This window comes from Rhizobium sp. 01N424 (assembly GCF_056399485.1).
Genome location: NZ_JBFTRK010000024.1, coordinates 1 through 25,961 on the forward strand (window position 1 = coordinate 1; position 25,961 = coordinate 25,961).

The 25,961-nt window shown below is 60.8% G+C and carries 27 protein-coding genes and 3 pseudogenes; 18 read left to right on the forward strand and 12 right to left on the reverse strand.

The annotated features are described in order from the left end of the window. Positions 1-301: hypothetical protein (locus AC1DNK_RS29210; RefSeq protein ID WP_477944693.1), on the forward strand; the 301-nt coding region annotated here is incomplete at its 5' end. Between the two features lie 323 nt (positions 302-624). On the opposite strand, the gene AC1DNK_RS29215 is transcribed toward AC1DNK_RS29210, so the two are convergent. Then, positions 625-2,589 (reverse strand): acyltransferase family protein, encoded by a 1,965-nt coding sequence (locus tag AC1DNK_RS29215; protein ID WP_477944695.1) that lies wholly within the window; start codon positions 2,587-2,589, stop codon positions 625-627. A gap of 400 nt (positions 2,590-2,989) precedes the next feature. On the opposite strand from AC1DNK_RS29215, the pseudogene AC1DNK_RS29220 reads away from it, so the two are divergent. Beyond that, positions 2,990-3,181 (forward strand): annotated as a pseudogene (locus AC1DNK_RS29220) (transposase domain-containing protein); the annotation flags it as partial. 127 nt (positions 3,182-3,308) lie between these two features. Here the strand turns inward: AC1DNK_RS29220 and AC1DNK_RS29225 are convergent. Next, positions 3,309-3,464, reverse strand: a pseudogene (locus AC1DNK_RS29225) (TraC family protein); the annotation flags it as partial. 325 nt (positions 3,465-3,789) lie between these two features. Next, positions 3,790-5,165: pseudogene (gene istA, locus AC1DNK_RS29230) on the reverse strand (IS21 family transposase). A gap of 573 nt (positions 5,166-5,738) precedes the next feature. Here istA and AC1DNK_RS29235 point away from each other — a divergent pair. The 6 genes from AC1DNK_RS29235 to AC1DNK_RS29260 all read left to right on the forward strand — a co-directional run bounded on the left by AC1DNK_RS29235 (position 5,739) and on the right by AC1DNK_RS29260 (position 8,942). Continuing rightward, complete coding sequence (locus tag AC1DNK_RS29235) at positions 5,739-6,248, forward strand: winged helix-turn-helix transcriptional regulator (protein WP_477944696.1); 510 nt, start codon at positions 5,739-5,741, stop codon at positions 6,246-6,248. Positions 6,249-6,263: 15 nt separating this feature from the next. Continuing rightward, positions 6,264-6,650 carry an HlyD family secretion protein gene (locus tag AC1DNK_RS29240; RefSeq protein WP_477944697.1) on the forward strand — a complete coding sequence of 129 codons (387 nt, stop codon included), beginning with the start codon at positions 6,264-6,266 and terminating at the stop codon, positions 6,648-6,650. Between the two features lie 9 nt (positions 6,651-6,659). After that, the gene (locus AC1DNK_RS29245) at positions 6,660-7,001 is read left to right on the forward strand and encodes a hypothetical protein (RefSeq protein ID WP_477944699.1); all 342 of its coding nucleotides are present in this window, start codon (positions 6,660-6,662) and stop codon (positions 6,999-7,001) included. 63 nt (positions 7,002-7,064) lie between these two features. Continuing rightward, positions 7,065-7,352 carry a hypothetical protein gene (locus AC1DNK_RS29250; protein ID WP_477944736.1) on the forward strand — a complete coding sequence of 96 codons (288 nt, stop codon included), beginning with the start codon at positions 7,065-7,067 and terminating at the stop codon, positions 7,350-7,352. Between the two features lie 13 nt (positions 7,353-7,365). Continuing rightward, positions 7,366-8,523, forward strand: a complete 1,158-nt coding sequence (locus AC1DNK_RS29255; RefSeq protein WP_477944700.1) for a DHA2 family efflux MFS transporter permease subunit — start codon at positions 7,366-7,368, stop codon at positions 8,521-8,523. Next, positions 8,520-8,942: a hypothetical protein gene (locus AC1DNK_RS29260; RefSeq protein ID WP_477944702.1), complete on the forward strand. Its 423-nt coding sequence runs from the start codon at positions 8,520-8,522 to the stop codon at positions 8,940-8,942. Before AC1DNK_RS29255 ends, AC1DNK_RS29260 begins: the two co-directional genes overlap by 4 nt. A gap of 84 nt (positions 8,943-9,026) precedes the next feature. On the opposite strand, the gene AC1DNK_RS29265 is transcribed toward AC1DNK_RS29260, so the two are convergent. Further along, positions 9,027-9,602, reverse strand: coding sequence for a TetR/AcrR family transcriptional regulator (locus AC1DNK_RS29265; RefSeq protein ID WP_477944703.1), 576 nt, complete (start codon positions 9,600-9,602; stop codon positions 9,027-9,029). 148 nt (positions 9,603-9,750) lie between these two features. On the opposite strand from AC1DNK_RS29265, the gene AC1DNK_RS29270 reads away from it, so the two are divergent. Both AC1DNK_RS29270 and AC1DNK_RS29275 read left to right on the forward strand, forming a co-directional pair. After that, positions 9,751-10,470, forward strand: coding sequence for an SDR family oxidoreductase (locus AC1DNK_RS29270; protein WP_477944705.1), 720 nt, complete (start codon positions 9,751-9,753; stop codon positions 10,468-10,470). A gap of 157 nt (positions 10,471-10,627) precedes the next feature. Further along, positions 10,628-11,785 (forward strand): metallophosphoesterase, encoded by a 1,158-nt coding sequence (locus AC1DNK_RS29275; protein ID WP_477944707.1) that lies wholly within the window; start codon positions 10,628-10,630, stop codon positions 11,783-11,785. A 32-nt stretch (positions 11,786-11,817) separates the two neighbouring features. On the opposite strand, the gene AC1DNK_RS29280 is transcribed toward AC1DNK_RS29275, so the two are convergent. From AC1DNK_RS29280 to AC1DNK_RS29310, 7 genes are read right to left on the reverse strand one after another with little or no spacing between them, the layout of a single operon-like run. After that, complete coding sequence (locus tag AC1DNK_RS29280; protein WP_477944709.1) at positions 11,818-12,696, reverse strand: alanyl-tRNA editing protein; 879 nt, start codon at positions 12,694-12,696, stop codon at positions 11,818-11,820. A 22-nt stretch (positions 12,697-12,718) separates the two neighbouring features. Next, positions 12,719-13,666 (reverse strand): threonine ammonia-lyase, encoded by a 948-nt coding sequence (locus tag AC1DNK_RS29285; RefSeq protein WP_477944711.1) that lies wholly within the window; start codon positions 13,664-13,666, stop codon positions 12,719-12,721. 20 nt (positions 13,667-13,686) lie between these two features. Then, positions 13,687-14,676: an ornithine cyclodeaminase family protein gene (locus AC1DNK_RS29290; protein WP_477944713.1), complete on the reverse strand. Its 990-nt coding sequence runs from the start codon at positions 14,674-14,676 to the stop codon at positions 13,687-13,689. After that, entirely contained in the window at positions 14,673-15,797 is a 1,125-nt protein-coding gene (locus AC1DNK_RS29295; protein ID WP_477944715.1) for a DUF2817 domain-containing protein, read from the reverse strand. Before AC1DNK_RS29295 ends, AC1DNK_RS29290 begins: the two co-directional genes overlap by 4 nt. A 39-nt stretch (positions 15,798-15,836) precedes the next feature. Continuing rightward, positions 15,837-16,994: a M20 metallopeptidase family protein gene (locus AC1DNK_RS29300; RefSeq protein WP_477944717.1), complete on the reverse strand. Its 1,158-nt coding sequence runs from the start codon at positions 16,992-16,994 to the stop codon at positions 15,837-15,839. Between the two features lie 46 nt (positions 16,995-17,040). Next, complete coding sequence (locus AC1DNK_RS29305) at positions 17,041-17,994, reverse strand: Rossmann-fold NAD(P)-binding domain-containing protein (protein WP_477944719.1); 954 nt, start codon at positions 17,992-17,994, stop codon at positions 17,041-17,043. Then, positions 17,991-18,941: a threonine/serine dehydratase gene (locus AC1DNK_RS29310; protein WP_477944720.1), complete on the reverse strand. Its 951-nt coding sequence runs from the start codon at positions 18,939-18,941 to the stop codon at positions 17,991-17,993. Before AC1DNK_RS29310 ends, AC1DNK_RS29305 begins: the two co-directional genes overlap by 4 nt. A 271-nt stretch (positions 18,942-19,212) precedes the next feature. Here AC1DNK_RS29310 and AC1DNK_RS29315 point away from each other — a divergent pair, with 271 nt between their 5' ends. The 8 genes from AC1DNK_RS29315 to AC1DNK_RS29350 all read left to right on the forward strand — a co-directional run bounded on the left by AC1DNK_RS29315 (position 19,213) and on the right by AC1DNK_RS29350 (position 25,360). Continuing rightward, positions 19,213-19,875, forward strand: a complete 663-nt coding sequence (locus AC1DNK_RS29315; protein WP_112388810.1) for a helix-turn-helix transcriptional regulator — start codon at positions 19,213-19,215, stop codon at positions 19,873-19,875. Between the two features lie 79 nt (positions 19,876-19,954). Next, the gene (locus AC1DNK_RS29320; protein WP_477944722.1) at positions 19,955-20,728 is read left to right on the forward strand and encodes a lysine/arginine/ornithine ABC transporter substrate-binding protein; all 774 of its coding nucleotides are present in this window, start codon (positions 19,955-19,957) and stop codon (positions 20,726-20,728) included. Positions 20,729-20,764: 36 nt separating this feature from the next. Further along, complete coding sequence (locus AC1DNK_RS29325) at positions 20,765-21,469, forward strand: ABC transporter permease (protein ID WP_477944724.1); 705 nt, start codon at positions 20,765-20,767, stop codon at positions 21,467-21,469. Beyond that, the gene (locus AC1DNK_RS29330) at positions 21,466-22,152 is read left to right on the forward strand and encodes an ABC transporter permease subunit (RefSeq protein ID WP_112514413.1); all 687 of its coding nucleotides are present in this window, start codon (positions 21,466-21,468) and stop codon (positions 22,150-22,152) included. The genes AC1DNK_RS29325 and AC1DNK_RS29330 overlap by 4 nt, the downstream gene beginning before the upstream one ends. Before the next feature lie 614 nt (positions 22,153-22,766). After that, a complete protein-coding gene (locus tag AC1DNK_RS29335; protein WP_477944726.1) occupies positions 22,767-23,282 on the forward strand; it encodes a hypothetical protein in 516 nt (171 codons plus the stop codon). Between the two features lie 10 nt (positions 23,283-23,292). Next, on the forward strand, positions 23,293-24,189 hold the full coding sequence (locus AC1DNK_RS29340; RefSeq protein WP_477944728.1) for a hypothetical protein: 897 nt from the start codon (positions 23,293-23,295) through the stop codon (positions 24,187-24,189). After that, positions 24,189-24,764 (forward strand): hypothetical protein, encoded by a 576-nt coding sequence (locus tag AC1DNK_RS29345; protein WP_477944730.1) that lies wholly within the window; start codon positions 24,189-24,191, stop codon positions 24,762-24,764. The genes AC1DNK_RS29340 and AC1DNK_RS29345 overlap by 1 nt, the downstream gene beginning before the upstream one ends. Before the next feature lie 104 nt (positions 24,765-24,868). Further along, on the forward strand, positions 24,869-25,360 hold the full coding sequence (locus AC1DNK_RS29350; RefSeq protein WP_477944732.1) for a DUF7338 family protein: 492 nt from the start codon (positions 24,869-24,871) through the stop codon (positions 25,358-25,360). Positions 25,361-25,469: 109 nt separating this feature from the next. Here the strand turns inward: AC1DNK_RS29350 and AC1DNK_RS29355 are convergent. Further along, positions 25,470-25,961 (reverse strand): hypothetical protein (locus AC1DNK_RS29355; RefSeq protein ID WP_477944734.1); only part of this gene is annotated, 492 nt, incomplete at its 5' end.

Consider the following 25,961-nt stretch of genomic DNA (forward strand, 5'->3'; position numbering starts at 1 on the left):
CAGCGCGAAGAAACTGCCGACATCGGCGACTTACTTCCGTTCCGCTTCTCCAAAAACCCCGCCAATTGATAGGCCCGGATATCGCTTCGCAAAAGGGGCCGGTGCGGTGATGCCGCATACGTCAATGTGCATGGAAGATCGCGCTTACGCTCAAGCTTGCATGGAAAGCAACAAAAAAAGGCAGCCTGCTTCCGAAATGGTGCAAGATGCGCTGCAGTCGGAAGGAGAACGACAAGATTTATGGCTATCAAGATCAGTCATTTCGTTAGCGTACGACTGTCGATGCTTCTATGGATTTTAAATCCTGCCGACAACTTCACGTTATGAAGTATAGATGCCATAAATATGAGTGATAGTACAATGGCTACTATCTTTTTCATTCCAAGCTGCCATTACGCTGTAAGGTCTTCTGAGTACTCGAGCACAGCGCCTGGATATTGCTCAAGTCGTTTTCTGGCCTGCCGTCCAGGACTTTTCATCTAACTGGTCATGGACGCGGTGCACCGGATGGTCTATCGGGGAGCCACTACGTGGTCCCGATGCGTTTTGCAAAGCGATTTATCGGGGCATCCGCTTTCGCGAAGTTTGCTCGAAACGCTTCTTTGGACTGGCGCTCACATGGTTTCAACGGAGCAGCCAGTCAACCATGCCTGGCAATCTGAGGAGGCCTGCAAGTTGCCTCTTCGTCGGCTCCGTCAGGTTCCTGCGGATATGACTGTCGTCCCTGTAAATGGGTTCGCCATTGAGTTCGACAAGACATTGTCCTGTGCCGCAGAGAGCATTTTCTAGTGAGATCATATGGATGCGCTGCGGATTTCCATCACTGGCTTTGCGGAATATCGGATCGACGACATCGCCATAGACGCGGGAAGTCCTGTGGAACAAAGGTTGCGGATCAGCACAGTCACGGCGAAGAAGGTGAAATATTTTGGCGATACGGCACTCTACGACACTGGGCTCGCTTTGAGGAATTTGTCCAACTATGACAATTTTTTTTGAGAGACCGGTGATCACTTCGTCAAGGCCGATCTGCAGACGCGATGTTTCCGTCGTATTGGCCGCCTTGCCGGAAAGCACATGCAAAAGGGGACCCCAACTTGCCGCGAGAATGGTGCCCTTTATTGCGCTGTCGCTATTGACCATTTTGAACACGGCGGCTCGACGACGCGAACACTCGTTCACATAATCGGGCAAATCTTCCCGCACCCTCGAAATGCTTCCGCCCAATATCGCCGGACAATCGTTTATAATGATAACCGCCGTATTCTCCGGGAGGGAAATCTCAAGGAGTGGCGCCAGATGCTCCGCGTGACTATCGCCCCAAAGAACGATTTTTTTCGACGCGGTCGCCCATTTCTCGCCAAATGCGCAGGCATCGGTTTTGATTCCGGGAATTGGGACAAGCTCCGGGCAGCGCCATTCCCACATCTCCGATAGACTGCTGACCGCTTTTTCCATTGCAGGCATCTCGTTTTCGGATTTGACCAGGGTGCTCGCAAGAGCCAGCGCAAGAGCTGCGGCAATCATAGTGCCAAGGCCGATGTACACCGTCGGAAGCGCGGCGTTGCGCCTTCGACGGAAGGGCACTTCTATACCGATCCAGGACAACGCACCGAGGATCACCGTGATGCAGAGGAGAAACGCGGTTTCAACGGCAGTGGGATTTTCTCCGTTTGAATAGTGCCGATAGATTACCAGAACGGGCCAATGCCAGAGATAAAGGGAATAGGATATCTTCCCTATCCAGACGGCCGGTCTGAATGACAAGGCGTCGATTATGAAATCGCGGTTCTTCGCTGCAACTATAAGCGTCGTGCCAACGACAGCGGGGAGTGCGTTGAAACCGGGAAACGCGTCTTGCGATGAGATAAGCGCCAGACTTCCGGAAACCAGCAGCGCACCAGCGGCGCTGGCGATGCGACCCTGAAAATAGCCCAGAGGTTTTGATACCATGGCGGCTGTGGCGCCCGCGAGCAGTTCCCATGCGCGCGAAAAGGGGAGATAGAACGCGGCTTTCGGATCTGTTGCAACGGCATACGCGCTGTAAATGAGGCCGATTGTCAATAGCAACCCTATAAGCATCACTATGGTCTCGGGCTTAGGCTTAAGTATCGCTACGACAATTAGGAATGCGGGCCAAAGTAGGTAGAATTGCTCTTCGACGCCGAGGCTCCAGAGATGCAGAAGAGGTTGGAGGTCGGACTGCCGATCAAAATACCCGGTGTGTCCGTAGAAGTATAAGTTGCCAACCCCGAACGTCGCATATAGTGCGCTGTCCACCGTCGAGCGGAAGTCTCCCGGCGTCAGCACGAAGATTGAGATCATGACCGTCGACAGGATGGTGACGATCAACGCCGGTAATATCCTTCGCATCCGGCCAGCATAGAACGCTGGAAGAGAGAATTCTCCTTTTTCAACGCTGCGCCAGATGTTCTCGGTTATTAGGAAGCCCGAGATTACGAAGAAGATATCCACGCCGGTGAAGCCCCCTGGAACCCAGCCGCCGTAGTGATAGGCGATGACTGCCGTTACAGCGATCGCTCTGAGGCCATCGACGTGAGGTTTATAGCCGTGGCGTGAAATTGGCATGAAAATGAAGTCTAAACCTTTCCGGCTTGCCCGCTGATGGAGCGCACTCGCGGCAGTTGCCGCTGCGATCCAGTTGTCCGAAGTAGGGTAGCGGGAAAGATTATCCAGTCACATCAAACCGCTCTCCCAAAAGTACCCTCGCCGCCGCCTCCCCATCGTGCTGCCCGCGCTCCCCAGGCATCTTCATATTCCCTGACGGCAATGTCATGTTCGGCATTCGCATCCATGCTGTCCTGCAGGTATAGGAACGATCCCACCGCCTTCTCGAAAGGAAACAGCACCCTGTTTGCCAGCACATGGGTCAGCAGTGGCCGCTCGGCCTAGGCTGACCGGCTCCATTGAATTCGCAGGCCGCCATAAGGTCGGCGAGGCTCGATCCCAGTGAGGATGTTGCCGATCGCTGTTCAGCGACACCGCCGACGGAGCAAAATCCAGCGCAGTGGTCTACAGTTTGATGCTGACTTGCCGCGCCTGGGGCGTCGACCCGCTCGCCTGGCTGCGCTACGTGCTCACTGAGTTGCCGCAGCGGGACGAAAGGGCCGACATCGTCGACCTGCTGCCGTTCAACTTCGCCAGAACCGAAGCCGCCTGACACAATACGGTTCCAAACGTGGATCCGATGCCAATCAACGGGTTGGCGTCAACGTGCAGCGAAAATCGCGCTTACGCAGGTATCCCAGCTCGTCGAGAATGACCAGATCGGAATGGACAAGGCGATTGGCGATCTGAAGGTCAGCCTCTTCGATCTCGATCTCCCCGATCCCCGCACGTAGCTCGATCCGGCCGATGCGCTCGGCATCGCGGGTTTCGGCCTGTTTGAGCTGCTCCTGCAAGCGAGCAATCTCTTCCCGGATTTTGGCAGTTGGCTTCTTTATGGGCTTCGCTTCCTCATTGCTTTCAGTCCGTTGAGGCAGAACCTTGCCCCGAATTTTCTCCCGCTGGAAAGGCGCGATATTGCACCTCGCCAAAGCGCCAGCTTTCGGCGAATGATCTCGCCGTTCCGAAGGAGCGGATCCGAGCGGCGCAATTATACGTCGCTGACGCGACGCCCTGCTTTTGGACCTTGGCGGGGCCCTCCGCTCCCGGCGAACCTTTCGATTTCGTTTGATCTTAGGAGCTCGTTCTCGTCGTGGCCGTCCCGCATTTCTAGGTCAGCATCGTTGCCCGCGGCTCCGGCCGCGGCGCGGTGCTGTCGGCGACCTACCGGTTGTCATCACCAGCCACTCCAACCACAGCCGCGTATTCCGCAAGCGGGCGCAGCAGGGCTGCTGGCGTCGTCTCGACTGGAGCGGAACGGACCAGCCCTTCGATACCCGCAACGCCGACGAAGTGGGTCCGGTCCACAATCCGTTGTCGCCGTGCCTGGCACAGAGCATGATCAGCTACGACATGGCCGGCGTGGCGGACAATCACACGACCCGCCAGCACAACCACCTGGACGCTTTCACCTATGAGACGCCAGGGTACCGAGTAACTGTCGGTGTCGAGATCGATGGCGCAGTCTGCCTGCACCTTGCGCACGAGATCGCGCAGCTGACCAGACGGTGCACGGCCTGACAGAGGCCGGGCATCGACCTCACAGCAAAGCGCTCAATTGGAGGTTCGCCAGTCGTGCCGTGGTCGCGCCTATCGGCGACCTCACGTGCCCGAGGACCCGAGAGGGGACGGCGGCGGCGGGCGAGGCGCAACACCCCCCGACGAGCGGGGGTGCTGTATCCAACGATCCAGATGTGCCTCAAAGGAGGCCCAGCTCTCAAACCGGCGGCCTGCGATGGCGTTCTTCTTGACGTAGCCGACCCCGCGCTCACCCTTTCCCTTTGTGCGAGCCCGGTATGGGGCGCACGCGTGGCATGAAGCCCCAGTAACTCGCAAATGCCCATAGCCGTGTATTGAAGCGAACCTCCCGGCTAACCGCGTCGTGATGCTCGACAAGCGCCTTCGCATTATCCAGCAGAACCTCACCGGGAACGCCGCCGAACCGAAGAAACGCGCCTTCCATGCCCTCGAACCAGTCGGTCTGTCCTTCTCGCAGTGAGGCACGTATATTCATGCGTCGGGAAGCTCAGCGTGGCGACAAAGACATTTATCCGGATTCGCTCATCGCCAATCCAGACACGGGTCTGCCCAAAGTCGATCTGCAATTGACGGCCTGGCGGTTTCTCAAACCGGACTGTTGCCCGCTTCTGCGCTTTGAGTTCGCGCCGCCATTCCCGGACCCGAAGCTCTACAGAGCGCGAACCGATAATAATTCCATGCTCGCTGGCCAGCTCCTGCCGGATCACATCGGCATTGCCGTCGTGCCGGAAGAAGCGTTCGTGCAGCCAATCATCCAAGCCATCGAAGGCAGTGCGGCAAACCGGCTTCTTGAATGGCGCTGCTCCACCCTCTCGCAAATATCGCCGGACAGTGTTGCGAGCACAGCCAAACTCTCTCGAAAAGCGCTTGGCACCCCAGCCAAGCTCGTGCAGCCGCAACATTGCCACCACCTCATCTGGCTGAAGCACATCCTCGCCCTGCATTGTCCGCGTCCGCGGGTTGTCAAGCTGGTCGCAGCTGGCATCGCAGGTCAGGCTCATCATCCATCTCTCTAAGTTCTGAAACGAGAGGGCAGTTCTTCATTTCGTCAGGGGGTCAGTTTCTCACTTCGCCTGACACAAGGATTGCCAGAAATGCTACGGCAAAAGCGATTTTGCAGACTGAACATACTATCCTGTTTTTGAACTTCTAGTGGGCCGAAGCTTCAGGTCAAAGATCCGGCATAAGCTAAAGTGTCCCTATGCGCGAGGTCTTTCCCTCCCCGTCATCTCCCTCGGCACAGTTCCAAAACAATCAGCCGCGCCAACTGCGGCGTCACCTCCAGCGTTGACAATCGCCCGCCCGCTAGCTTCCGATTCGTCGGCGTTCGGATCAGGGGCCAACCGGTCGTGTTCTTTCAGGCCGATCACGGCGGTTACCCAATCTCCATCCTCCCCTGCCTGCTGGGATCTCTTCGCGCAGCGTTGCCCACCCCAACTGGATGTCGCTGGAGGCGCGACGTCGAGTTCCCCTTCCCTCACCATACAACTTGCAAAGTGCAATCAGTCAGCGTATCGTAACTTTCATGATGAAAGTTATTAGGTGCCGCGGTGCAGAATAAGAGCTTTAAATCGATGCAATGCCCCGTCGCCCGTAGTCTGGATCGCGTCGGCGAATGGTGGAGCATTCTGATCCTGCGCGATGCGCTGCGCGGCGTGACGCGGTTCGACGATTTTCAGAAGAACCTCGGCATTGCGACCGCAACGCTGACGCGCCGCCTCGACAATCTGGTAAAGGCGGGACTGCTGGAACGGCGGGCGTATCAGGAGCGGCCGCAACGCTTCGAATATGTGCTGACGGCCTGCGGCGAGGACTTCCGCCCGGTCATCTGGTCGATGATCGCCTGGAGCAACCGACATTTCGCGCCGGAAGGACCGAGCCTTGTCATCGTCGACAAGGAAAGCGGCGCCTGGGCCGATCCGGTGCTCGTCGACCGCAAGACCGGAAACCCGCTCGCCAAGCCGCAATATGACGTCGCCGCCGGCCCCGCCGCTGGCGAGACGCTGCAGGCGCGCTATCCATTCCGCTCCGAGGCGTCCGGTACGGCGCTGATCGAGCGGCCCACCCCCAACCAAGAACAATAAGACTGGAGCATGGCCATGAATAAGGTCGTGACTGAATCCGAACTCACGCAGGGAGCCATTTCCCTGACGCCGAAGAGAAGCCTCAAGCGCCCGCTCGGCATTCTTGCACTCATCGCCATCGCCGGCGGCGCCGGATGGTACGGTTATTATTGGTCGCAGACCGGCCGTTATCTGGAGACCACCGACGACGCCTATATCGGCGGCAATACCACGGCGCTCTCGCCGCGGGTTTCCGGCCATGTCGAGGCTGTTCTGGTTGATGACAATCAGCGGGTGACGGCAGGTCAGTTGCTGGTGCGTCTCGACAGCCGCACATTCAAGACGGCAGTCGATCGTGCAGAGGCTGCGGTGCGCGAGCAGCAGGCGAGCCTCGATAATCTTCACGCCCAGTCGGAGCTTTAGGCCTCGCTGGTGAAACAGGCGGAAGCCGACCTTGCTGCCAAGAAGGCAGCATCCGATTTCACGGAAATCGACGCGGTGCGCTATCGCAATCTGGCGACCCAGAGCACAGGAACAGAGCAGAACGCCCAGAAGGCGGTTCTGGCCGATACGCAGGCGAAGGCCGCAGTCGCCGCCTCCGACGCGGGCCTCACGGCGGCGCGACAGCAGATACAGGTTCTGAACACGCAGATCGCCCAGGCGCAATCGGCGCTAGATGGCGCCAGGCTCGATGCCGAGACGGCGCGGCTCAATCTCAGCTACACGGAGGTCCGCTCGCCCGTTGATGGCTATGTCGGCAACCGGGCAGCGTAGATCGGCGCCTTCGTCTCCGATGGCAGCTACCTCCTGAGCGTCATCCCAGAAAAGGGACTGTGGATCGACGCCAATTTCAAGGAAGATCAGCTCGCGGTCATCAAGCCCGGGCAGAAGGTGACAGTCGTCGCCGATATCTATCCCGGCCACGATCTGACCGGCAAGATCAGCAGCATCGCACCGGCCACCGGCGCCACCTTCAGCGTCATTCCGCCTGAAAACGCCACCGGCAATTTCACCAAGATCGTCCAGCGCGTGCCCGTCCGCGTGGCACTCGATGACACCGCCGTCAAGGATCAGGCGCTGCGGCCCGGCCTCTCGACAACGGTGACCGTCGACACCCGTCCCTGATCAGGAATAGACCATGACAGCCCCCGTCACGACTGCCCAGCCAAGCTGGGTTCGCAGTCTGCTGCCCTTCGTGGTGATGTGCTTCGGCATGTTCATCGCGCTGCTCGACATCCAGATCGTCGCCTCCTCGCTGCAGGACATTGGCGGCGGCCTGTCGGCCTCGCAGGATGAGATCAGCTGGGTGCAGACCGCCTACCTGATCGCCGAAATCATCGTCATCCCGCTGTCGGGATGGCTGACCCGGGTATTCTCGACGCGCTGGCTGTTCACCGCGTCTGCGGCCGGTTTCACTTTGACCAGCATGCTCTGCGGCCTTGCCTGGAACATCGACAGCATGATCGTCTTTCGCGCCCTGCAGGGTCTGCTCGGCGCCTCGATGATCCCGACCGTCTTCACCTCGTCCTTCCACTATTTCCAGGGACCGCGGCGCGTCTATGCGGCAGCGGTCGTCGGCACCATCGCCTCGGTCGCGCCGACGCTCGGCCCGGTTATCGGCGGCTGGATTACCGATACGTGGAACTGGCACTGGCTGTTCTACATCAACGTTGTGCCCGGCGCCCTGATCGCCGTACTCGTCGCCATTCTGGTGAAGATCGACGAACCCGATATCAAGCTTCTCAAGGAGGCCGACTATCCCGGCATCCTGCTGATGGCGGTGGCACTCGGAACGCTGGAGTATACGCTGGAAGAGGGCACACGCGCCAACTGGTTCGACGACCAGACGATCCGCACCACCGCGACGATCGCGGGCATCTCCAGCCTGCTGTTCTTCATTCGCAGCCTGACCTATTCGAAGCCAGTCGTCGATCTGCGCGCCTTCGGAAACCGCAACTTCGCCATCGGCTGTCTGCTTTCCTTCGTGACAGGGATCGGCATATTTTCGACCATCTACCTGACGCCACTGTTTCTCGGCTATGTCCGCGGCTTCAATGCCTGGGAGACCGGACTTGCCGTCTTTTCCACCGGGGCCGCATCGATGCTCGGCGTCCCCTTCTACATCATGCTCGCCAAGCGCTACGATATCCGCTGGCTGATGATGTTCGGGCTTGCCTCCTTCGGCATCTCGATGTGGGGCTTCAGCGCCATCACCCACGACTGGGGCGGCGACCAGCTTTCTGGCCGCAGGTCTTCCGCGGCTTTCCGCAGGTCTTTGCCGTCGCGCCCGCCGTGACGCTCGGGCTCGGCAGCCTGCCACCCGAACGGCTGAAATATGCGAGCGGTCTATTCAACATGATGCGCAATCTCGGCGGCGCCGTCGGCATTGCCGTCAGCGCGGCAATCCTCAACAACCGGACCAACATGCATTTCAACGCCATCGCCTCCAACCTGACGCCTGCGAATGGTGCGATGGAGCGGCTGACGGGCGGCGTTGCGCGGCGCTATTCAGAGATCGCCGGAAGCATCAACGACGGGCAGACGGCCGCCCTGAAGCAGTTGTTCAGGCTCGCCTACCGCGAGGCCTCTACCATGGCCTATGCCGATGCCTTCCGGGTGATCATGGCCGCCTTCGTCATCGCCACGGCGCTGGTGCCGCTATTGCGCAATGTCACGCCACCGAAGAGCCCGCAACCGGGCGGCGGTGGTCACTGAGGGGAAGCCGTCAGACGCAGTTCGCCACCCGATCGACGAAACCGCGCGGAAATGCGACGCCGGGGCGCGGCCCAAGCGATCAGTTCAACGCTTTGCGCTTTGCAGCAGCGTCTCGACCGCCGCCTTGGCGGAAGCAAAGGGTGCGGGGTTGCGGCACACCTGCGACATCAGCAATGCGCCCTGGAAGAGAATGGCGATCTGTTTTCCGAGGCCTTCGGGATCGGCCACGCCGAGACGCCCGCACATGCCGATGAACCGCTGCTCGACATGGAGGCCGAGACGTTCGCCGCGCGCCGCGATGCCTTCGTGCTTGCCGGCATATTCCTGCGAAGCCTTGATCCCCAGGCAGCCCCGGCGGTCTGCCTCCAGCTGCATGCGCCGGCTGTCGAAACAGGCGAGGATCTGCTGGCGCGGATCGCCATCCGTGGCCGTTGCAGAGGCAAAATAAGCGTCCGCGATGCCCTCGCCATAATAATCGAGTACCGCTTCGATCAGGTCCTCTTTCGAGGCGAAATACTTGTAAAGCGTGCGCTTGGAGATGCCGCTCTCGGCCATGACAGTGTCGATGCCGGTGGCATGAAACCCGCCATCGTAAAAGCGGTCGAAGGCCAGCTTCAGGATCTCAAGCTTCTTGGCCGGGATCGGCGCGGCATCGGGCATGTCTCGTTTCCTCACGGTCGACTGACGACAGCTTTAGCAAACTGCGTTGACAAGGTAAACAGATCTGTTTATCCATTCGTGATGTAAACAGATCTGTTTACTAAATTTTCGAACCTATGGCCGCAGCGATGGCCCGGAAGGAAAGCAAATGTCACTGAGAGATAAGACCGTCCTGGTTTCGGGCGCCAACCGCGGCATCGGCGCAGCCACCGTCAAGGAATTGCTCGGCGCTGGCGTCAAGAAGATCTACGCCACAGCCCGCAACGTCGCGTCGCTTCCCGATTTCGCCGATGCCCGCGTCGTGCCCCTGCAGCTCGACGTGACCGATGACTCTTCGGTCAAGCAGGCGCTTGCCGCCGCGCGCGATGTCGATGTGCTGCTCAACAATGCCGGGAGCCTGGCGTTCAACGATTTCATCAGCAGCACGCATGAAGAACTGAACGGCGACATGGAGACCAATTATTACGGAACGCTGCGGGTCATCCGCGCCTTCGTGCCCGGTTTCGTCGCCCGCGGCTCCGGCACGATCGTCAATGTCGTCAGCATTGTCGGCCTGGTTTCCGCCCCGCCGCTCGGCGGATACTCGGCTTCGAAGGCTGCGTTGCAATCGCTGACGCAGACGCTGCGCGGCACGCTGAAAGCATCCGGCATCGATGTCATCGGCATCTATCCCGGCCCCGTCGATACCGATCTCGCCAGGGATATCCCCCTTGAGAAGGCGACGGCGGAGCATGTCGCGGTCAATATCGTCCGCGGCATCGAAAACGGCGATGCCTATATCTTCCCGGATCCGACTGCCCTGCAGATCGAGCATCTGTGGGCGAATGACGGCCGCAGCCTGGAAGCCGCGATGGCCGCCGCCGGCTGATTGCGCCCGCGGGTTCGACGGCGTGCCGCTTCCGCAAGAGGCGCGCCGCCGAGATGGCCGAGCAGCATGGCCTCTTTTACTGGCGTGCCACAGTTCCTATTTGCTCTGGCACGCCGCTCTCGCATCATCGCGGCCGGCTTCCACTGACGGATTTTTCATGCGCCCTTCCGCCTTCTTCGTCCGCGTCATGGCCATCGGCCTTCTGATGCATCTCTATGTCGGCATCCGGCTGATACCCGCAGCACCCGTCGATGGTGCGCTGAAGTGGCTGGCGGTCATCGCCCTTGCCGCTTCCGTGACCCTGATACCGCTTGGCATGGCAGCCCGGATGATCAGCCGCCAGCCACTGTCCGATCTGCTGGCATGGGCCGGTCTTTCCGCCATGGGCTTCTTCTCGTCTCTGCTCGTTCTCACGGTCCTGCGCGACATCGCGCTGACCGTATTCGCCATCGCCGGATGGGTATCGGGGGCGGGTACGCCCGTTCCGGCCTTTGCGGAGTTCACGGCACTCGGCGTGCCCGCGCTTGCACTGCTTCTCAGCCTTCTCGGCCTCTATTTCGCACGCCGCCGCGCGCCGGTGAAAACGGTCGATGTTCCGGTCGCAGGACTTGACGCGGCGCTTGACGGTTTCACCATCGTTCAGGTCAGCGACATTCACATCGGCCCGACGATCAAGCGCGGCTATGTCGAAAAGATCGTCGCGACGGTCAACGCGCTGAAGCCTGACCTCATCGCCGTGACGGGCGACGCCGTCGATGGCTCGGTGCCGCAGCTGCAGAAGCACACGCAGCCGCTGGCAGACCTGGCGGCTCCCCATGGCACGTTCTTCGTCACCGGCAATCATGAATATTATTCGGGTGCCGATCCGTGGATCAGCGAGTTTCGCCGGCTGGGGCTGACGGTGCTGATGAACGAGCACGTGGTCATCGATCACCGCGGCGCGCAGGCCGTCATTGCCGGTGTCACCGATTACGGCGGCGGTCATTTCGACCCGCGGCATCAGAGCGATCCGGCCAAGGCCGCCAAGGGCGCACCCGGCGATGCGTCCTTCTGGCTGCTTTTGGCCCATCAGCCGCGTAGCGCCCCCGAAGCGTCGAAAGCGGGTTTCACGTTGCAGCTCTCCGGCCACACACATGGTGGCCAGTTTCTGCCGTGGATGTTCTTCGTGCGAATGCAGCAGCCATTCGTTCACGGGCTGGCGAAGCTTGGCGATCTCTGGGTCTATACCAGCCGGGGAACCGGCTATTGGGGACCGCCGATCAGGCTCTTTGCGCCTTCCGAGATCACGCGGCTGCGCCTTGTGCAAGGCGGCTGAGGCCGCCGCCTTGCACGCGTCTTACAATCCGTTCAGCGTGCTGCCGTGTGCATGACGACGACGCCATCGACCGGCTCGATCGACACGGTGATCGCGGCGATGTTCTGCAGGCTCGCCACATGGGTTCCGGCGCAATACATCTGCGCCTGCTTGCCATCGAGAACGCATTCCCAGAGGCGCCGCGTATCGAGCGTCGAGGGAACCGGCGTGAGCGAGATGGCAGTGGGCTGAGAAAGCCAGCCGCGCAGCGTCTCGTTGATTGCCTCGATGACGGCCGGGAGGTCGGCGACAAAGCGGTTGAGTTCGAAGCCCTTTTTGCGCAGCGTCTTGCCGACACGATAGGTATCGACCGACGCCTGCTCCGACAGAAGCGCGCTGACGATCGCTTCCTTGTCGAAATCGGGATTTCCGAGCGTATCGAGCGCGGCGCCCTCCTTGGTCCAGTAGCTCTTGGCGGCGCGGTTGAGCGCAAAGGCCGAGAGGTGAGCTGCCGTGTGAGCCAGGCTGAGCTTGCGCCGGCGGTCGGCATCGACCTCGATGCTGACGGTCTCGCCAGCAGCAGGCGCGTCACCTGTGATCACATGGACGACGACGCTCCTCCATTCGTCGCCGGTGCGGCCGAGCGCCCGGGCGTCTTCGCCGAGAACGAGCTCGCCGGTTTCGGCATTGGCCATGCCGGTCCAGGCATCGGTGATCTCCAGGCGCTGTCCGCCGGCCGTGATCATGACGCCGAGATCGGCCGGCTGGTCCGGCCAGCGGAAGCTCACCGGATGAACCGGCGTCTCGTCGCATATGGCGAGCGTGTTGCCGTCAGGCCCAGCAGCCGCAAACAGCACCTTGCCGCTGCCGCTCACATCGCCGCTGGCAAAGCCGATCCGTGTGCTGTCCCTGACATCTGTTTGAAAACGCATAATGCTATCCTTGATAAATTGGTCAAAGCCACTGCTTGAGCAGCGCGAGATCGATATTGCCGCCGGAAACGACGCAGACGACCGGTCCCTTGCCGCGCACCCGCTCGCGATTGGCAAGGAGACCCGCCAGCGCCGCGGCACCTGCGGGCTCGGGGGTGAGCTTGCAGCGCTGCATCAGAAGCTTCATTGCGCCGACGATCGCTTCGTCGTCAACAAGCAAGACATCCTCGAAGCGCTGGCGGACAAGCTCGAAGCACTTGACGCCGGCACTCGGCGCGGCCAGCCCATCGGCGATCGTCTTGACGACGGGCAGCCGCACGGCGCTTCCGGTCTTCAGGCTCTCGTACATTGCCGGGGCACCCTCGGGTTCAATGCCGAACAGCGAGACGGAATGGCTATGGGCGATCGCCGCCTTGGCCAGACCGCCCGCCATGCCGCCGCCGCCCATGCCGAGGAAGATCGTTGCGACGTCAGGAAGATCCTCGAAGATCTCGCAGCCGAGCGAGGCATGGCCGGTCATCAGCGCATCGTCGTCGTAGGAGGAGATATAGGTGAGGCCACGTTCCCGCGCTGTATCGAGGCAGAACTGCGCCGCCTCCTGCGGCGTGCCGTGCAGGATCACCTCTGCGCCGTAATCCTTGGTCGCCTGCACCTTGGTCGGGTTGGCGGTCGCAGCCATGACGACGACGGTCTTCACGCCGAGCGCCGTTCCCGCGTAGGCGAGTCCCTGCGCCGCGTTGCCGGCCGAAAAGGTGATGGCACCGGCCGCCCGCTCGGCATCGGAGAGCGACATCAGCGCCCAGATCATGCCGCGCGGCTTGTAGGAACCGGTTTTCTGGAAAAGCTCCGCCTTCAGATAGACGTCCTCGCCGACAAGCTTGGAAAGCGTCGACGAGTGCCAAAGCGGCGTGCGATGGATATGCGGCTGGACGGCGGCCCGGGCGCGTTCGATGTCGTCAAGCAGGCTCATATGATCCATCTCCGTCCGTTTCAGGAAAAATCGACGCTGGCGCCGAGCCCGTGCTCGGTGGCAGCCGTGTAGAGAAAATGCGCGCAGACGAGATCCTCGGCGGGAATCCCGAGCGACTTGTAGATGGTAATCTCATCGGCCGTCTGGCGCCCGGTCTTGCGGCCGATCAGGATCTCGCCGATCTCGCCGAGAATATGATCGTCGCTGACGCGGCCCTCGCGTTTCGCGGCCAGAAACTCTCCGCCCTGCAGCAGCGTCGAGGGTTTGTAATCGACGAAGAAGCGCGAGCGCGCGACTGCATCGACGTCGATCTCGCGGGCCGCCGCAACGCTTGAGCCGACCACGTTGAGATGCGCACCTGGGCTGATCATCCGGCCGGCAAGAACAGGTTCGGCCGCACCCGTCACTGTGCAGATCAGACTTGCACCGGAAACAGCTGCTTCCACCGATCGGGAAACTTCGATGGCGCAATCGACGAGCGCCCGGCCCTCGCGGACAAAATGTTCGGCGCGCTCCTGCGAGCGGCCCCAGACACGGACGCGGCTGAGCGTGCGGACAGCCGCCATCGCCTTCAGATGCTGGAGCGCCTGTTCGCCATAGCCAAGGATCGCCAGATCACTGGCGTCCGGGCGTGCCAACAGGCGCGTTGCGAGCGCGCTGGCTGCTGCCGTTCTGATGGCGGTGACCTCGCCGCCATGGACGATCGCCACCGGCGCGCCGGTCTCCGTGTCGAAAAGCGCGATGATACCGCGATGCGACTGCAGGCCCTTGGCGCCGTTCTCGGGATAGACGGCCGTCAGCTTGGCGCCGAAGCCCGCCGGTTCCTTCATCGCCCCCGGCATCAGCCCGAAGCCCCGGCCGCGGTCTCCGGGCAGACGCATGATCCAGCGCGGCGGCTGCAGCGTTTCACCCTGGGCGGTTTGCTGCATCGCCTGTTCCATCAGATCGATGCAGACGGGCATGGTGAGGAGTTGGCGAACAACGGGCTGGTCGATGATGCGTAATGTCATGCTTGGTTCATTTCGGGCATAGAGGTTTCGTCATCGAGCCGGATGCGCTCGACCATTTCACGGAAGACCTGGCGGCCGCGGAACCAGACCATCTCGCGCCAGTCGTCGCTTTCGGGGCAATGCAGATCGCGCCAGCGGCGGCGCGTGGCGCGCGCTTCGGCCGAGAGACGATCGCCATCGCGCCACAGCAGCGCGTCGTTGCGTTCCAGCCGCGCCCTCTGTCCATCCGCCAGCCATTCGCCGCCGAATTCCAGGCACATGGCGATGACATCGGCCTTGGCGATCTGGCGTTCGCAATAGCCGTAGAAATGGCCGTGCTGGATGAATTCCTCATGGGCACGATCGCCGGCCAGCGGCGCCTCGATGGTCGGGCCGAAAAGGGTACGCGCCTTCTCAAGCTGCGGTCCGCCGGGCATGTGCCAGAGTGGAATGCCGTAGCCATAGGGGCCGTAGCCCGTGTGGATATCGACGACGGCGATGCGCCTGGCCTTGCCGCAATAGCGGGCGAAGATCTCATCGACAATCCGGCGGCTCCAGACTGGTGCCGACCCGCCATAGGATGGCGCATCCGGGAAAGAGTACTGGCCGCCCTGCAGGGTCATGCCGGAGGTCAGGCGGCCACGCTTCTCGCGATAGGCGGCGAGCGCCGCATCGGCCAAGCTCCGCCGGCTGGTATCATCCTCAGGGCACATTACATGCTCGTAGAGTTTCGAATAATCGGGATTGGCCGGAACGCGGGCGAAATCGACATAGTGGCGGTTGAGGTCGACATTGTCTTCCTGCTGGCGCCGGTCCCAGGCCATGCCCCAGGGATTGATGGCATGGATATGCAGCATCGCGACATCATCGGGCAGCGCCAGGTCGCGGCGCGCCCAGCCCGTCTGGCAGGCAGAACCCGCCCAGCCCTCGACACCATGGGTGCCCGAAACCGAGACGATCAGATATGGCGCATCGATACGGCCGAAATAGGCGATATCGGTTGCAAGCTCTTCGCCGTCTGGACCGTTGAGCGAATGCGGAAAGGTTTCGAGAATTGCCGCATCCCGGCACGCATCGAGAAATTTCTGGCGCGCCGCGGGAAAGGTCGCCGAAAAATCCTCCAGAAAGCTGCGATCATACATGGCTGCATTTCCCTGATATCGTCACAGGCGTAGCGGACATCACGTCAGCGCCCGTTCCGCTGTCGCGGCAAGCAGGCTTGCGCCGCGCAAGAGAATCTCGTCGTTGAAGTCGTAGTTCGGCAGATGCAGCCCGGCACTTTCACCGGCGGTGCCGTTGCCGATCCAGATATAGGCGCCCGGCAGATGCTGCAGGAACACGCCGAAATCGTCGCCCGCCATCGTCGGCGGCAGGGTTTCGACCTCGCTTTCGCCGAAAAGTTCGGTGGCTACATCGCGCATCAGCCTGGCTTCCGGCCGCGTATTGATGACGGGCGGACACAGGCCATCGTCGAAGCGGATCGCGCCCTCCGTTCCGGCAATTGCCGCGGCTGAGCGGACGATCTCTTCGAGGCGGCGCTGGATCAGCTGCAGCACGTCGAGGCCGAAGGCGCGGAAGGTCCCCGTGAGGACCGCCTTCTTGGAAATGATATTCTGCGCGTGTCCACCCTGAAACGAACCGATGGTGACGACCGAGGCGCTGAGCGGATCGATGGCGCGCGCGGCAATCTGCTGGACACCGGTGACGAAATGCGACCCGGCCAGGATCGGATCACCGGTCAGATGCGGCATGGCCGCATGCGCACCGGCAGCCGTGAACGAGACCTCGAATTCCCCGGTTCCGGCCATGACGGGCCCGTCGTGGACGACGATGGCGCCGGCCCTGAGGCCCGGCCAGTTGTGGAGGCCGAAGACGCGCTCCGCCGGAAAGCGGGCGAGCAGCCCGTCGTCGATCATGTGCTGGGCGCCGCCATAGCGCTCCTCGGCCGGCTGGAAAAACAGATAGACCGTTCCGCGGAAACGCCGCGTGCGGGCAAGGTGCATCGCCGCGCCGATCAGGATCGCCACATGGCCGTCATGGCCGCAGGCATGCATCTTGCCGGGAATCCCCGACGCATAGGGACGGCCGCTCTGCTCCTCTATCGCCAGCGCATCCATATCGGCTCGCAAGGCAATGGCTGGTCCAGGGGCCGATCCGTGAATGACGCCGACAACACCGTGGCCACCGATCGAGGTGTGAACCTCGATCCCGAGCTCGCGCAGACGCTCGGCGACAAAGGCTGCGGTCCACGCTTCCTCGAGCGACAGCTCCGGATGCGCATGCATGGTGCGGCGCATGTCCCGCAACAGGGGGAAGGCGTCCACTATCGTCTGAAACATGACGTCACCTCGTTGAATACGGACACCGCACGCGGCGCGGCAGGCATCAGATATCTCCGGCGATAACCGCCGATGCGATCGCCACGTCCTGCACCGCCAGACCGGTGAGTGCTGCAACGGTCACCTGACCGGCGCTGGACCGCCCCTTCGCCGTGCCGGCGATGATCTGACCCAGTTCGCTGACGCGCTCGAGTTCGACAGTCCGGGCATCCAGCGCACCCTTCAGGTCACCGCGCAGCGCGCCCTGGACGCGGCTATCGACGGCAACCAGATCGGCAGCGGCGAAAATATCGGCATGCAGCTCGCGCTTGTCGGGCGTATCGGCGCCCATCGCGGTCACATGCGTTCCCGGGCGGATCATTGCGCTATGGAGATGCGGCTCGTGGCTTGCAGTGGTGGTGACGATGATCCGGCAGCGTTCCGCCACATCCTCGATGCTCGATGCGACTGCGACCGTGTAGCCGTCCTTGCGCATCCGCTCGGCATAGCTTTCGGCAGCTTCCGCCCGGCGGCCCCAGACCAGGATGTTCTTGCAGGGCCTGACGGATTGCAAGAATTTGACCTGAAGCTCGGCCTGCAGACCGGTGCCGATGACACCGATCGTCTCGACGTTTTCGGGGGCCAGATACTTGGCCGCGACGGCGCCTGCCGCAGCGGTGCGGATATCCGTCAGATGGCCGCGATCGTCGAGAATGGCCGCAAGCGCGCCCGTCTGGCGATCGAAGGCCAGCATCACGCCATTGCTGCTCGGCAGACCATGACGCGGGTTCTCGTAGAAACCGGAGGCGATCTTGACGACATAGAAGGCGCCGCCGCCGATATAGCCATACTTGATATGCACATCGCCCGGGGGATTGTCGAAGATCAACTCGCCCGGCGGCGGGACGATGGCTTCGCCGCGCGAGAAGGAGCGAAATGCCTCTTCGACGCAAAGGACGGGATCCACCGTCTCCAAGCGCTTTCTGATTTCCTCGGGAGAAAACAGCCGTGGCGCGCTCAAATCACGCTCCTCAGAACATCGCGGCTGATATTCGCGCCGCAGATGACGGCGACCGAGCGGCCGCGGTTCCATTCGGAACCAGCCTTGCAAAGGCCAGCGAGTGCGACACCGGCCGCACCTTCGAGCAGCATGTGGTGGCCGTCGATGAAGGTACGCATCGCCTCGGCGATCTCTTCTTCTGAAACGTCGATCCAGTGATCGACGAGATCGCGGCAGAAGGGGAAGGTGATCGTATCGGATTCGAGGCCGCCGGCCGTGCCGTCGGAAAGCGTATCGTCGGACGGAAGATCGAGAACCGAACCGGCCTCGACCGAGCGCGCCATCACGCAAGAAGCTGCTGGCGAGCAGCCGATGATACGGGTGTTCGGGGAGACGGCCTTCATATAGGCGGCGATACCGCCGATCAGGCCGCCACCGCCGACGGAGATGAAGAGGTTGTCGATCGGCTGGCTCTGGCGCATCAGCTCGACGCCAATGGTGCCCTGGCCGCGCATGACCTCATAATCGTTGTAAGGCGGAACATAGAGGCAGCCATGCTCGGCAGCGTAGGCGCGTGCGTGGATTTCGGTATCGATGCTGTCGTCACCGAAGAATTCAACCTCGGCGCCGAGGTTCCTGATATTGGCGACCTTCGAGGGCGATGCCCCCTCGGGCACGAAAACCAGACCCTTGCCTCCGATGACGCGCAAAGCATAGGCAACGGCAGCGCCGTGATTTCCGGACGAAGCCGTGACCACCTTGGTCTTCGTCGCCTCGCTGCCCATCGCCAGGATCTTGTTCAGCGCGCCGCGCAGCTTGAAGGATCCGGTATGCTGCAGGTTTTCAAGCTTGAGGAGAACCTCCTGGCCCACCCGGCTTGAAAACACCGGCGACGGCTCCAGCAGGGTTTCCCGCGCGTATGGCCGGATACGGCGTTCTGCCGCTTCGATGGTCTCGGAAATGCTCATGTAAAACTCCATTCTTGAAGGCCGGCGCAGGATCGTCTCGGCAGATAGAAGATTAGACAGAAAATCCATCGGGAGACACTGCGTCTGCATCCACAACCTCGGCTTGAGAAATTCGGCGGCGAACGAGAAGCGATAATTACCAGCGCTGAAATGCTGGTCCATGCCTCTCTTACGCACTCCATTTCCTCCCTTCCAATCTCCTATACCCGGATCTCGTTTGAGACAATATGTCTGAATTGACAAAATGTCTCATCAGCCGTAACTGTTGCTTATGAAGGAAGTTCTGAAGCCCTACGTCCCCGTTTGCCAGGCGATCGCAACGCTTCTGCAGCCGCATGCCGAAGTGGTTCTGCATGACCTCGCAACCGGCAACATCGCCTATATCGCCAACGCCTTTTCGAAGCGCCGGCCGGGCGACTCGTCGATGACCGATCTCGATGTGGCGATCTCGATCGACTCCTCGGTGATCGGGCCGTACCGCAAGACCAACTGGGATCGGCGCCAGCTTCGCTCCGTCACCGCAGTGCTGCGCGATCACGCCGAGCGGCCGGTCGGACTTCTCTGCGTCAACCTCGATATCTCCGCCTTCGAAGGTGCCGTCGAATTCATCCGCAACCTCATTCAGTTCTCGCCACCGTCGGATCCGCCGGCAGCGCTCTTCAAGAGCGACTGGAAAGAGGTCGTCAGCGCCACGATCGACGCCTATCTGCGCGAGAAGCGGCTGACCGAGGCAGGCCTCAGCAAGGACGATCTGAGCGAATTGGTCGGCATTCTCGATCGCCAGGGCATTTTCTCGATCCGCAACGCGACGCCTTACATCGCCGAGGTGCTGAAGATGTCGCGCGCGACGCTCTACAAGCACCTGAAAGACCTGAGGCAGAAAAAGAGCGGCAGCAATTCTTCCGAGAACTACGGATCCTTGGAGGAAATTTAGGCCACCCGGCGCGGAACGGCATCAGCGTTCCAAGGGCGGCTTCCGGCAAGCAACCACCATAATGATAAAGGGAACTGAGATGAACAGGACTATTGCAGCTGCAGCACTGACGGCGTTCGGCCTTCTCGGACTGTCGGCAACCGCCGCCAGCGCCCGGGACACGCTGACCATCGCTACCGAAGGCGCCTATCCTCCCTTCAATTTCAAGCAGGCCGACGGCACGCTGGCCGGCTTCGACGTCGATATCGCCAAGGCGCTCTGCGACAACATGAAGGCCGACTGCAAGATCGTCGCCCAGGATTGGGACGGCATCATTCCTGGCCTTCTCGCTCACCACTACGATGCGATCGTCGCTTCGATGTCGATCACCGACGAGCGCAAGAAGAAGATCGCTTTCACCAACCCCTACTACCACACGGCTGGTGCGATGGCGGTTCTGAAGTCGGCGCCGCTGCCGGGCAACACGCCTGACGACCTGAAGGGCAAGACGCTCGGCGTTCAGTCCTCCTCGACCTTCTCGACCCTGATCGAAGACAAGTACAAGGACGCCGAAGTCCGCCAGTATGGCACGGTTGACGAAGCGCTTCTCGATCTCGTCGCCGGCCGCGTCGATGCCGTCATGGCAGACAAGATTACGCTGACCGAGTGGTTCAAGAAGTCGGGCAACGATTGCTGCGAGCTGACCGGCAAAGACATCAAGGACTCGCACTACCTGGGTGACGGCGTCGGCATCGGCATCCGCCAGGCCGAACCGGAGCTGCAGGAAAAGCTGAACAAGGCTCTGGCCGCGATCGTCGCCGACGGCACCTACAAGACGATCAACGCGAAGTACTTCCCCTTCTCGATCTACTAAGCCCGCTCTGCCGAGCCCCTGGAGACGAAGAGGCATATGGAAACTCTCGGATTTGGCGCGAATGGCTGGGGCGGTCAGCTACTCGCCGGTACTCTGCTGACGGTAGAGCTGGCGCTGACGACCCTGCCCTTCGGTTTCGCGCTGGGGCTCGCACTCGCCTTGATGAAGAATGCCCGCAGTAAAGCGCTGCGGGCATTTGGCGAAGCATTCACCACCGCTTTCCGCGGCCTGCCGGAATTGCTGACGCTTCTCCTGATCTATTACGGCTCGTCCATCGCCATCCGGACGATCGGCGAATCGATGGGCTACAGCGTCAATCTCGAACTCAGCCCGTTCATCGCCGGCGTCATTGCGCTCGGCGCCGTTTTCGCCGCCTATTCCAGCGAAATCCTGCTCGGCGCGTTGCGCGGCATCGACCGCGGCCAGATCGAAGCCGGGCTGAGCCTGGGTCTCAAGCCCTTTCCGCTGTTCCTGAAGGTGATCTTTCCGCAGCTTCTGCGCCCGGCCCTGCCCGGGCTCGGCAATTGCTGGCTGGCGCTTCTCAAGGAAACATCGCTGGTTTCGGTCATCGCCCTCGATGATATCCTGCGCCAGGCCTATCTAGCATCCGGCCAGACCAAGCAGCCTTTTCTGTTCTACGCCGCCGCCTGCGGCATCTACCTGCTGCTGACGATGATCTCCAGCACAGTGCTCTCGGCACTCGAGCGCTACGCCAATCGCGGTTGGGGAGACGCCCGATGATCGATCTCGACGTTTTCCAGCAATATGGCGGGCGGCTGTTCTCCGGCCTGCTCATCACCATCGAGCTGACGGTGATCTCCATTGCGCTCGGGGCAATCCTCGCCGCACTCCTCACCTGGGCACGCTTGTCCGGTCCCAAGGTGGTGAGGGCTGCAGCCTATGCCTATTCCTATGCCGTGCGCGGCACGCCGCTGCTCGCCCAGGTATTCCTAGTCTATTACGGCTCGGGACAATTCCGGCCGGAACTGCAGGCGCTCGGCCTTTGGCCGCTGTTCCGCGAGCCGCAATTCTGCGTCCTTCTGACCTTCAGCCTCAACACTGCCGCCTATCAATCCGAGATCTTCCGCGGCGCGGTGCTTGCCGTTCCGCGCGGTCAGATGGAAGCCGCCAAGGCTCTTGCCCTGAAACCGTGGCTGGCGATGCTGATGATCGTCGCGCCGCAGGCGGCGCGTCATGGCTTGCGCGGTTTCGGCAACGAAGTCGTACTCGTCCTCAAAGGCAGCGCAGTGGCGAGCGTCGTCACCGTCTACGATCTGCTCGGGGCCACGCGTTTCGCCTTTCAGCGCACCTACGACTTCCAGCTCTATATCGCCGCGGCGATCGTTTACATCATCATCGTCGAGATTCTGAGACGCAGCTGGAACCACCTCGAAGCCCGCTTCCGCCTTAAGGGCGCTCGCTGAACGCTCCCAGCCATCCCGATGACAGCCATCCCGGGACAGTGCTCAATTCATGACGGGAAACGTCTATAGAAGAAATTTATCTCGCTAGATCTCTGCGATCTCCGATCTCGATGGCTTCGATGTCTTGGCGGTGGTCCACTTTGACGACAACTATGAGATAGTTGGGCTCGCCCCCGTGCTGGCTGGGACCGTGTGCGAAAAATCCGTCTCGGTACAGCGCACGAACAGCAATCGAGTTTTCTCTAGGGAAACTATTGGGCAGGTTGGCTGGGCCCACGTACGGAACTGACCGGGTTGGCGCCGTTCCTTGACTTCTTGAAGTCCTGGTGAGGGGTCCAAGTCTTGGCGAGGGGCTATGCAGACTGTTTAATCAACCGCACCATGGTCTTGGAGTAGGAGGGCAGCCGGACGGCCCACATGTAAATGGGACAGCCAGACCTTCTGCAATCAATGTTTGGCCCACATCTCGGCCATCAACCTCCAGAATTCCACAGCTCCGGCCGTAGTTACACCTGTCTGTCCCTTCGCCTTCCCCCGGCGACCTGACACAGCTTCTGCAAGCAATTCAGCAGCTGATATCCGCGGCGACCGGTGGCGGCGATACGAGCAATTTTGTGCTGATGCCGCAGGCCCGCGCGCGCCTGCCCATCTATCCTGAGGTTCTCAGGACTGACGGTGTCCTCGCGGAGGCTAACGCGCTGTTCGATTCCGACTATGACGACATGCTGATTGCGCGTGTCGTGACCAGCCCTGGCAATGTGCCGACGATCACCAATCTGGCGAACAAGGCCAGACTGTTCGATGCCGTCCTCGTCAACGAGAGTTTTACCCGTACGAGCTCCGCCTCTGCTGGCGGCAACTGGGTGGCGCCATTCTCCGCTATCTCGCTCAACTGGGCGCGTACGCCTAAGGTGACGGGCCGCGCGAGCCGTATCGGCTACAACGGCGAACTTCCTCACGTTCCCGAAGAGCCTGCGCTTCTTCTTGCGGGATCGGGTACCGACAGCAGTGGCACCGCGAGCGCGGTTCTTTCACGTTACGTGCTCCAGCCTATCGCCACCATCGATCTCAATGACCCATCGCAGTCGAGAACGTTCGGTATGCAGCTTTCCGCGAACCTGATGGCATGAGGATTTGACGATGGGCGAACGTATCGACGAGCTTGATCCGGGCACCGCGGCCGAAGACCACAAAATCCCGGCCATGCGGGACGGTCATACCGTTTTTGTGACGGTTGCCCAGATCCTAGATCTCGCCAAAGGCAAACTTGCCGCGTGGTTTCACGGCGCGACGAGTAAAGCGACACCGATAGATGCTGATGAAATACCTATCTACAACAGCGTCGGCGGCGCGCTCGGTCGTCTTACGTTTTCTAACCTTTGGTCCTGGATGCAAGCGAAGTTCCACGCGGCGACCGCCAAAACTGCTATCGTCGATGCTGACGAATTCCTAATCGGGGATAGTGCGGCATCGTTTGCTTCGAAGCGATCGACGTTCGCGAACCTTTGGGCCTGGCTGTCATCTGACCCATTCGCGTTTCAGCCCATTGGCATTCCATTTTACGCCAGCGTGGGCATCGCCGGTACTGTCGCGCCTGTGAACACTGGTCGAAGCCGTTATATTAAGTTGACCGCAGGTTTAACGGGCTCTGGACAGTTCAATAACGGGCTTTTGACGTCAGAGAGCACCTCAGGCTCAGCCCCGTTGATACTTTCCACGGCTGTTGTTTCATTGGTCGGCTCTCCGATCAACGGTCAAACAATCCGTCATTACAACACTGAAGGACGTATCCTTCGCCCCGGTACCTCTCCCGGCACGCTCCAGGATGACGCGTTCCAAGGCCACCGTCACCAACTGAGCACCCTGGCCCCCGGCGTTTTGGGTAGCAATGGCACTCCAGCCTCCGGCAATGCTGCCGGTAATGCCACGGTAACTAGTCTTGATCCTGTCCAAGATGGAACCAACGGCGCTCCGAGAACCGCAAACGAAACCCGTATGCGTAACCAGGCAGGCGAAATGTATATGAGGATCTTGTAATGGCGAAGAAAGCAGCAGCAGTCGAGATCGTCAAGTTCTACGCCGGGGAGCAATCCGTCTCCACCGACGTGATCGACGGCGGGGTTGAAATCACTGAGGATCAATACCATCAAGCTTTAGAAGGCATGGCCCTTGGGAAAACCATCACGATCGACGGCGGATTTTCGGTCATCGATCCGACCCCCGAGTCCGTCGATGAACCCGATCCGACCTTGGAACAGTCGAGATCCTACTACAAAGTACGCATCGACGCCGATGCCGAAGGGTCTCGGGGCAAATACATCACCCTTGGCGCGGGACAGGCGATGACTTACATGCAGAAGGCGGCTGAGGCGAAGGCGTATCTGGCAGCGGACATGCCCGACATGTCTGATTATCCCCTACTGTTAGCCGAAGTTGGTATCACTGCCCCTACCATGAGCGAGGTGGCAACCGTGATCGCCACGGCCTTCACGCAGTGGCAGCAGATCGGCGCAGCAATCGAATCAGTGCGGCTTGGCACAAAGGCGGCAATCGAAGCGGCCGAAACAGTCGATGACGTGAAAGCTGCTGCCGCTTCCGCCGTCTGGCCCTAAAGGATCAATTACATGGTTTGGAAGGTCTTCCGGCTCGCGCCCGTATCGGTCGCGATCACGCCCAAGTCGATCGACGTCAACGTCTTTGCAGGGCTGCCCCAGATATGATCCTCCGTTACATCCTATACTGGCCCGTGAATCTCGGGCTGGTCGCGCTGGCGTTTGCCCTGTCGCCGCTGCTGGCGGCCCTGTCGATGGTTCTCGGCAAGCCGACGTTGCCTAGCGTCCTGCAATGGTTCTCGACGCTCGACAACACGCTCGATGGCGGTCAGAAGCAGGGATACGAGCTCGGCGTCACAGGCTGGAAACTCTGGTGGCAGCGCACATGCTGGATCTGCCGGAACCCGGCGCACGGATGGCAGTCGCGCCTTCTCGGAATGTCAGCTGAAGCGCTGGTCTACCTAAAAGCCCCAGCCGATACCGACAATCCGCGCTATTGGCTGATGGCAAACAATCATCACCGCTTCTTCATGTGGAAGCGCGAACAGCCGCTGTTCGGCGGCTGGTATCTCAAAATCTGGCTCGGCTGGCTGAATGTTGCCTATGACGGTGTCAACTGTCACTACCAGTTCAATCTCGGCCTGAAGCGCCGGTAACCACCCGTATATCATTGGAGGCTTCCATGCTCGTCAGCAACTGGCGCGCTGCTCCACACCAACGTCCCAACATACGGAGAACCATCTATTCGTCCGTGTAGTATGGCTCTCAGGCCCGCGTTCTCGCAAATAGAGTCATCTCGAAACCGCTTGCCCGCCGCCGTCTGGCGGTCCCGGCGATCATAAGGGCGGGCCCAGCAAGGACCAGTAGTGCGCCCGCCGCATCCGCTGAACGGATCAGGATTCTCCGGTCCTTGCGAACTTGATCGAAAAACTCAGGGCTGAAGTAAGGCTGATCGTTCGTCTTATCGGCGACAATATCTGCAACGGCTTCGGCAGCTTTGGGTACGGAACTATGAAGATAGATATCGCGAATTTTATCTCGTGGCGTGTCTGCGAGATAGGGGCCGACACCGTAATCAGGGTCGGTGAAATAGGTCTTTCCCTCGATAGTAACTTTGGTCACTACATGTCCAATGATGCCGTAGGTAATTGCGTTGACGCCATTTTCGTTGAGCACATGCGTGGCGGCAAGTGACCGCTCGCTGCAATACCCACACCGAAGTTTACGGAAATCCATAAGTCCTAGGTCAAGATGAGG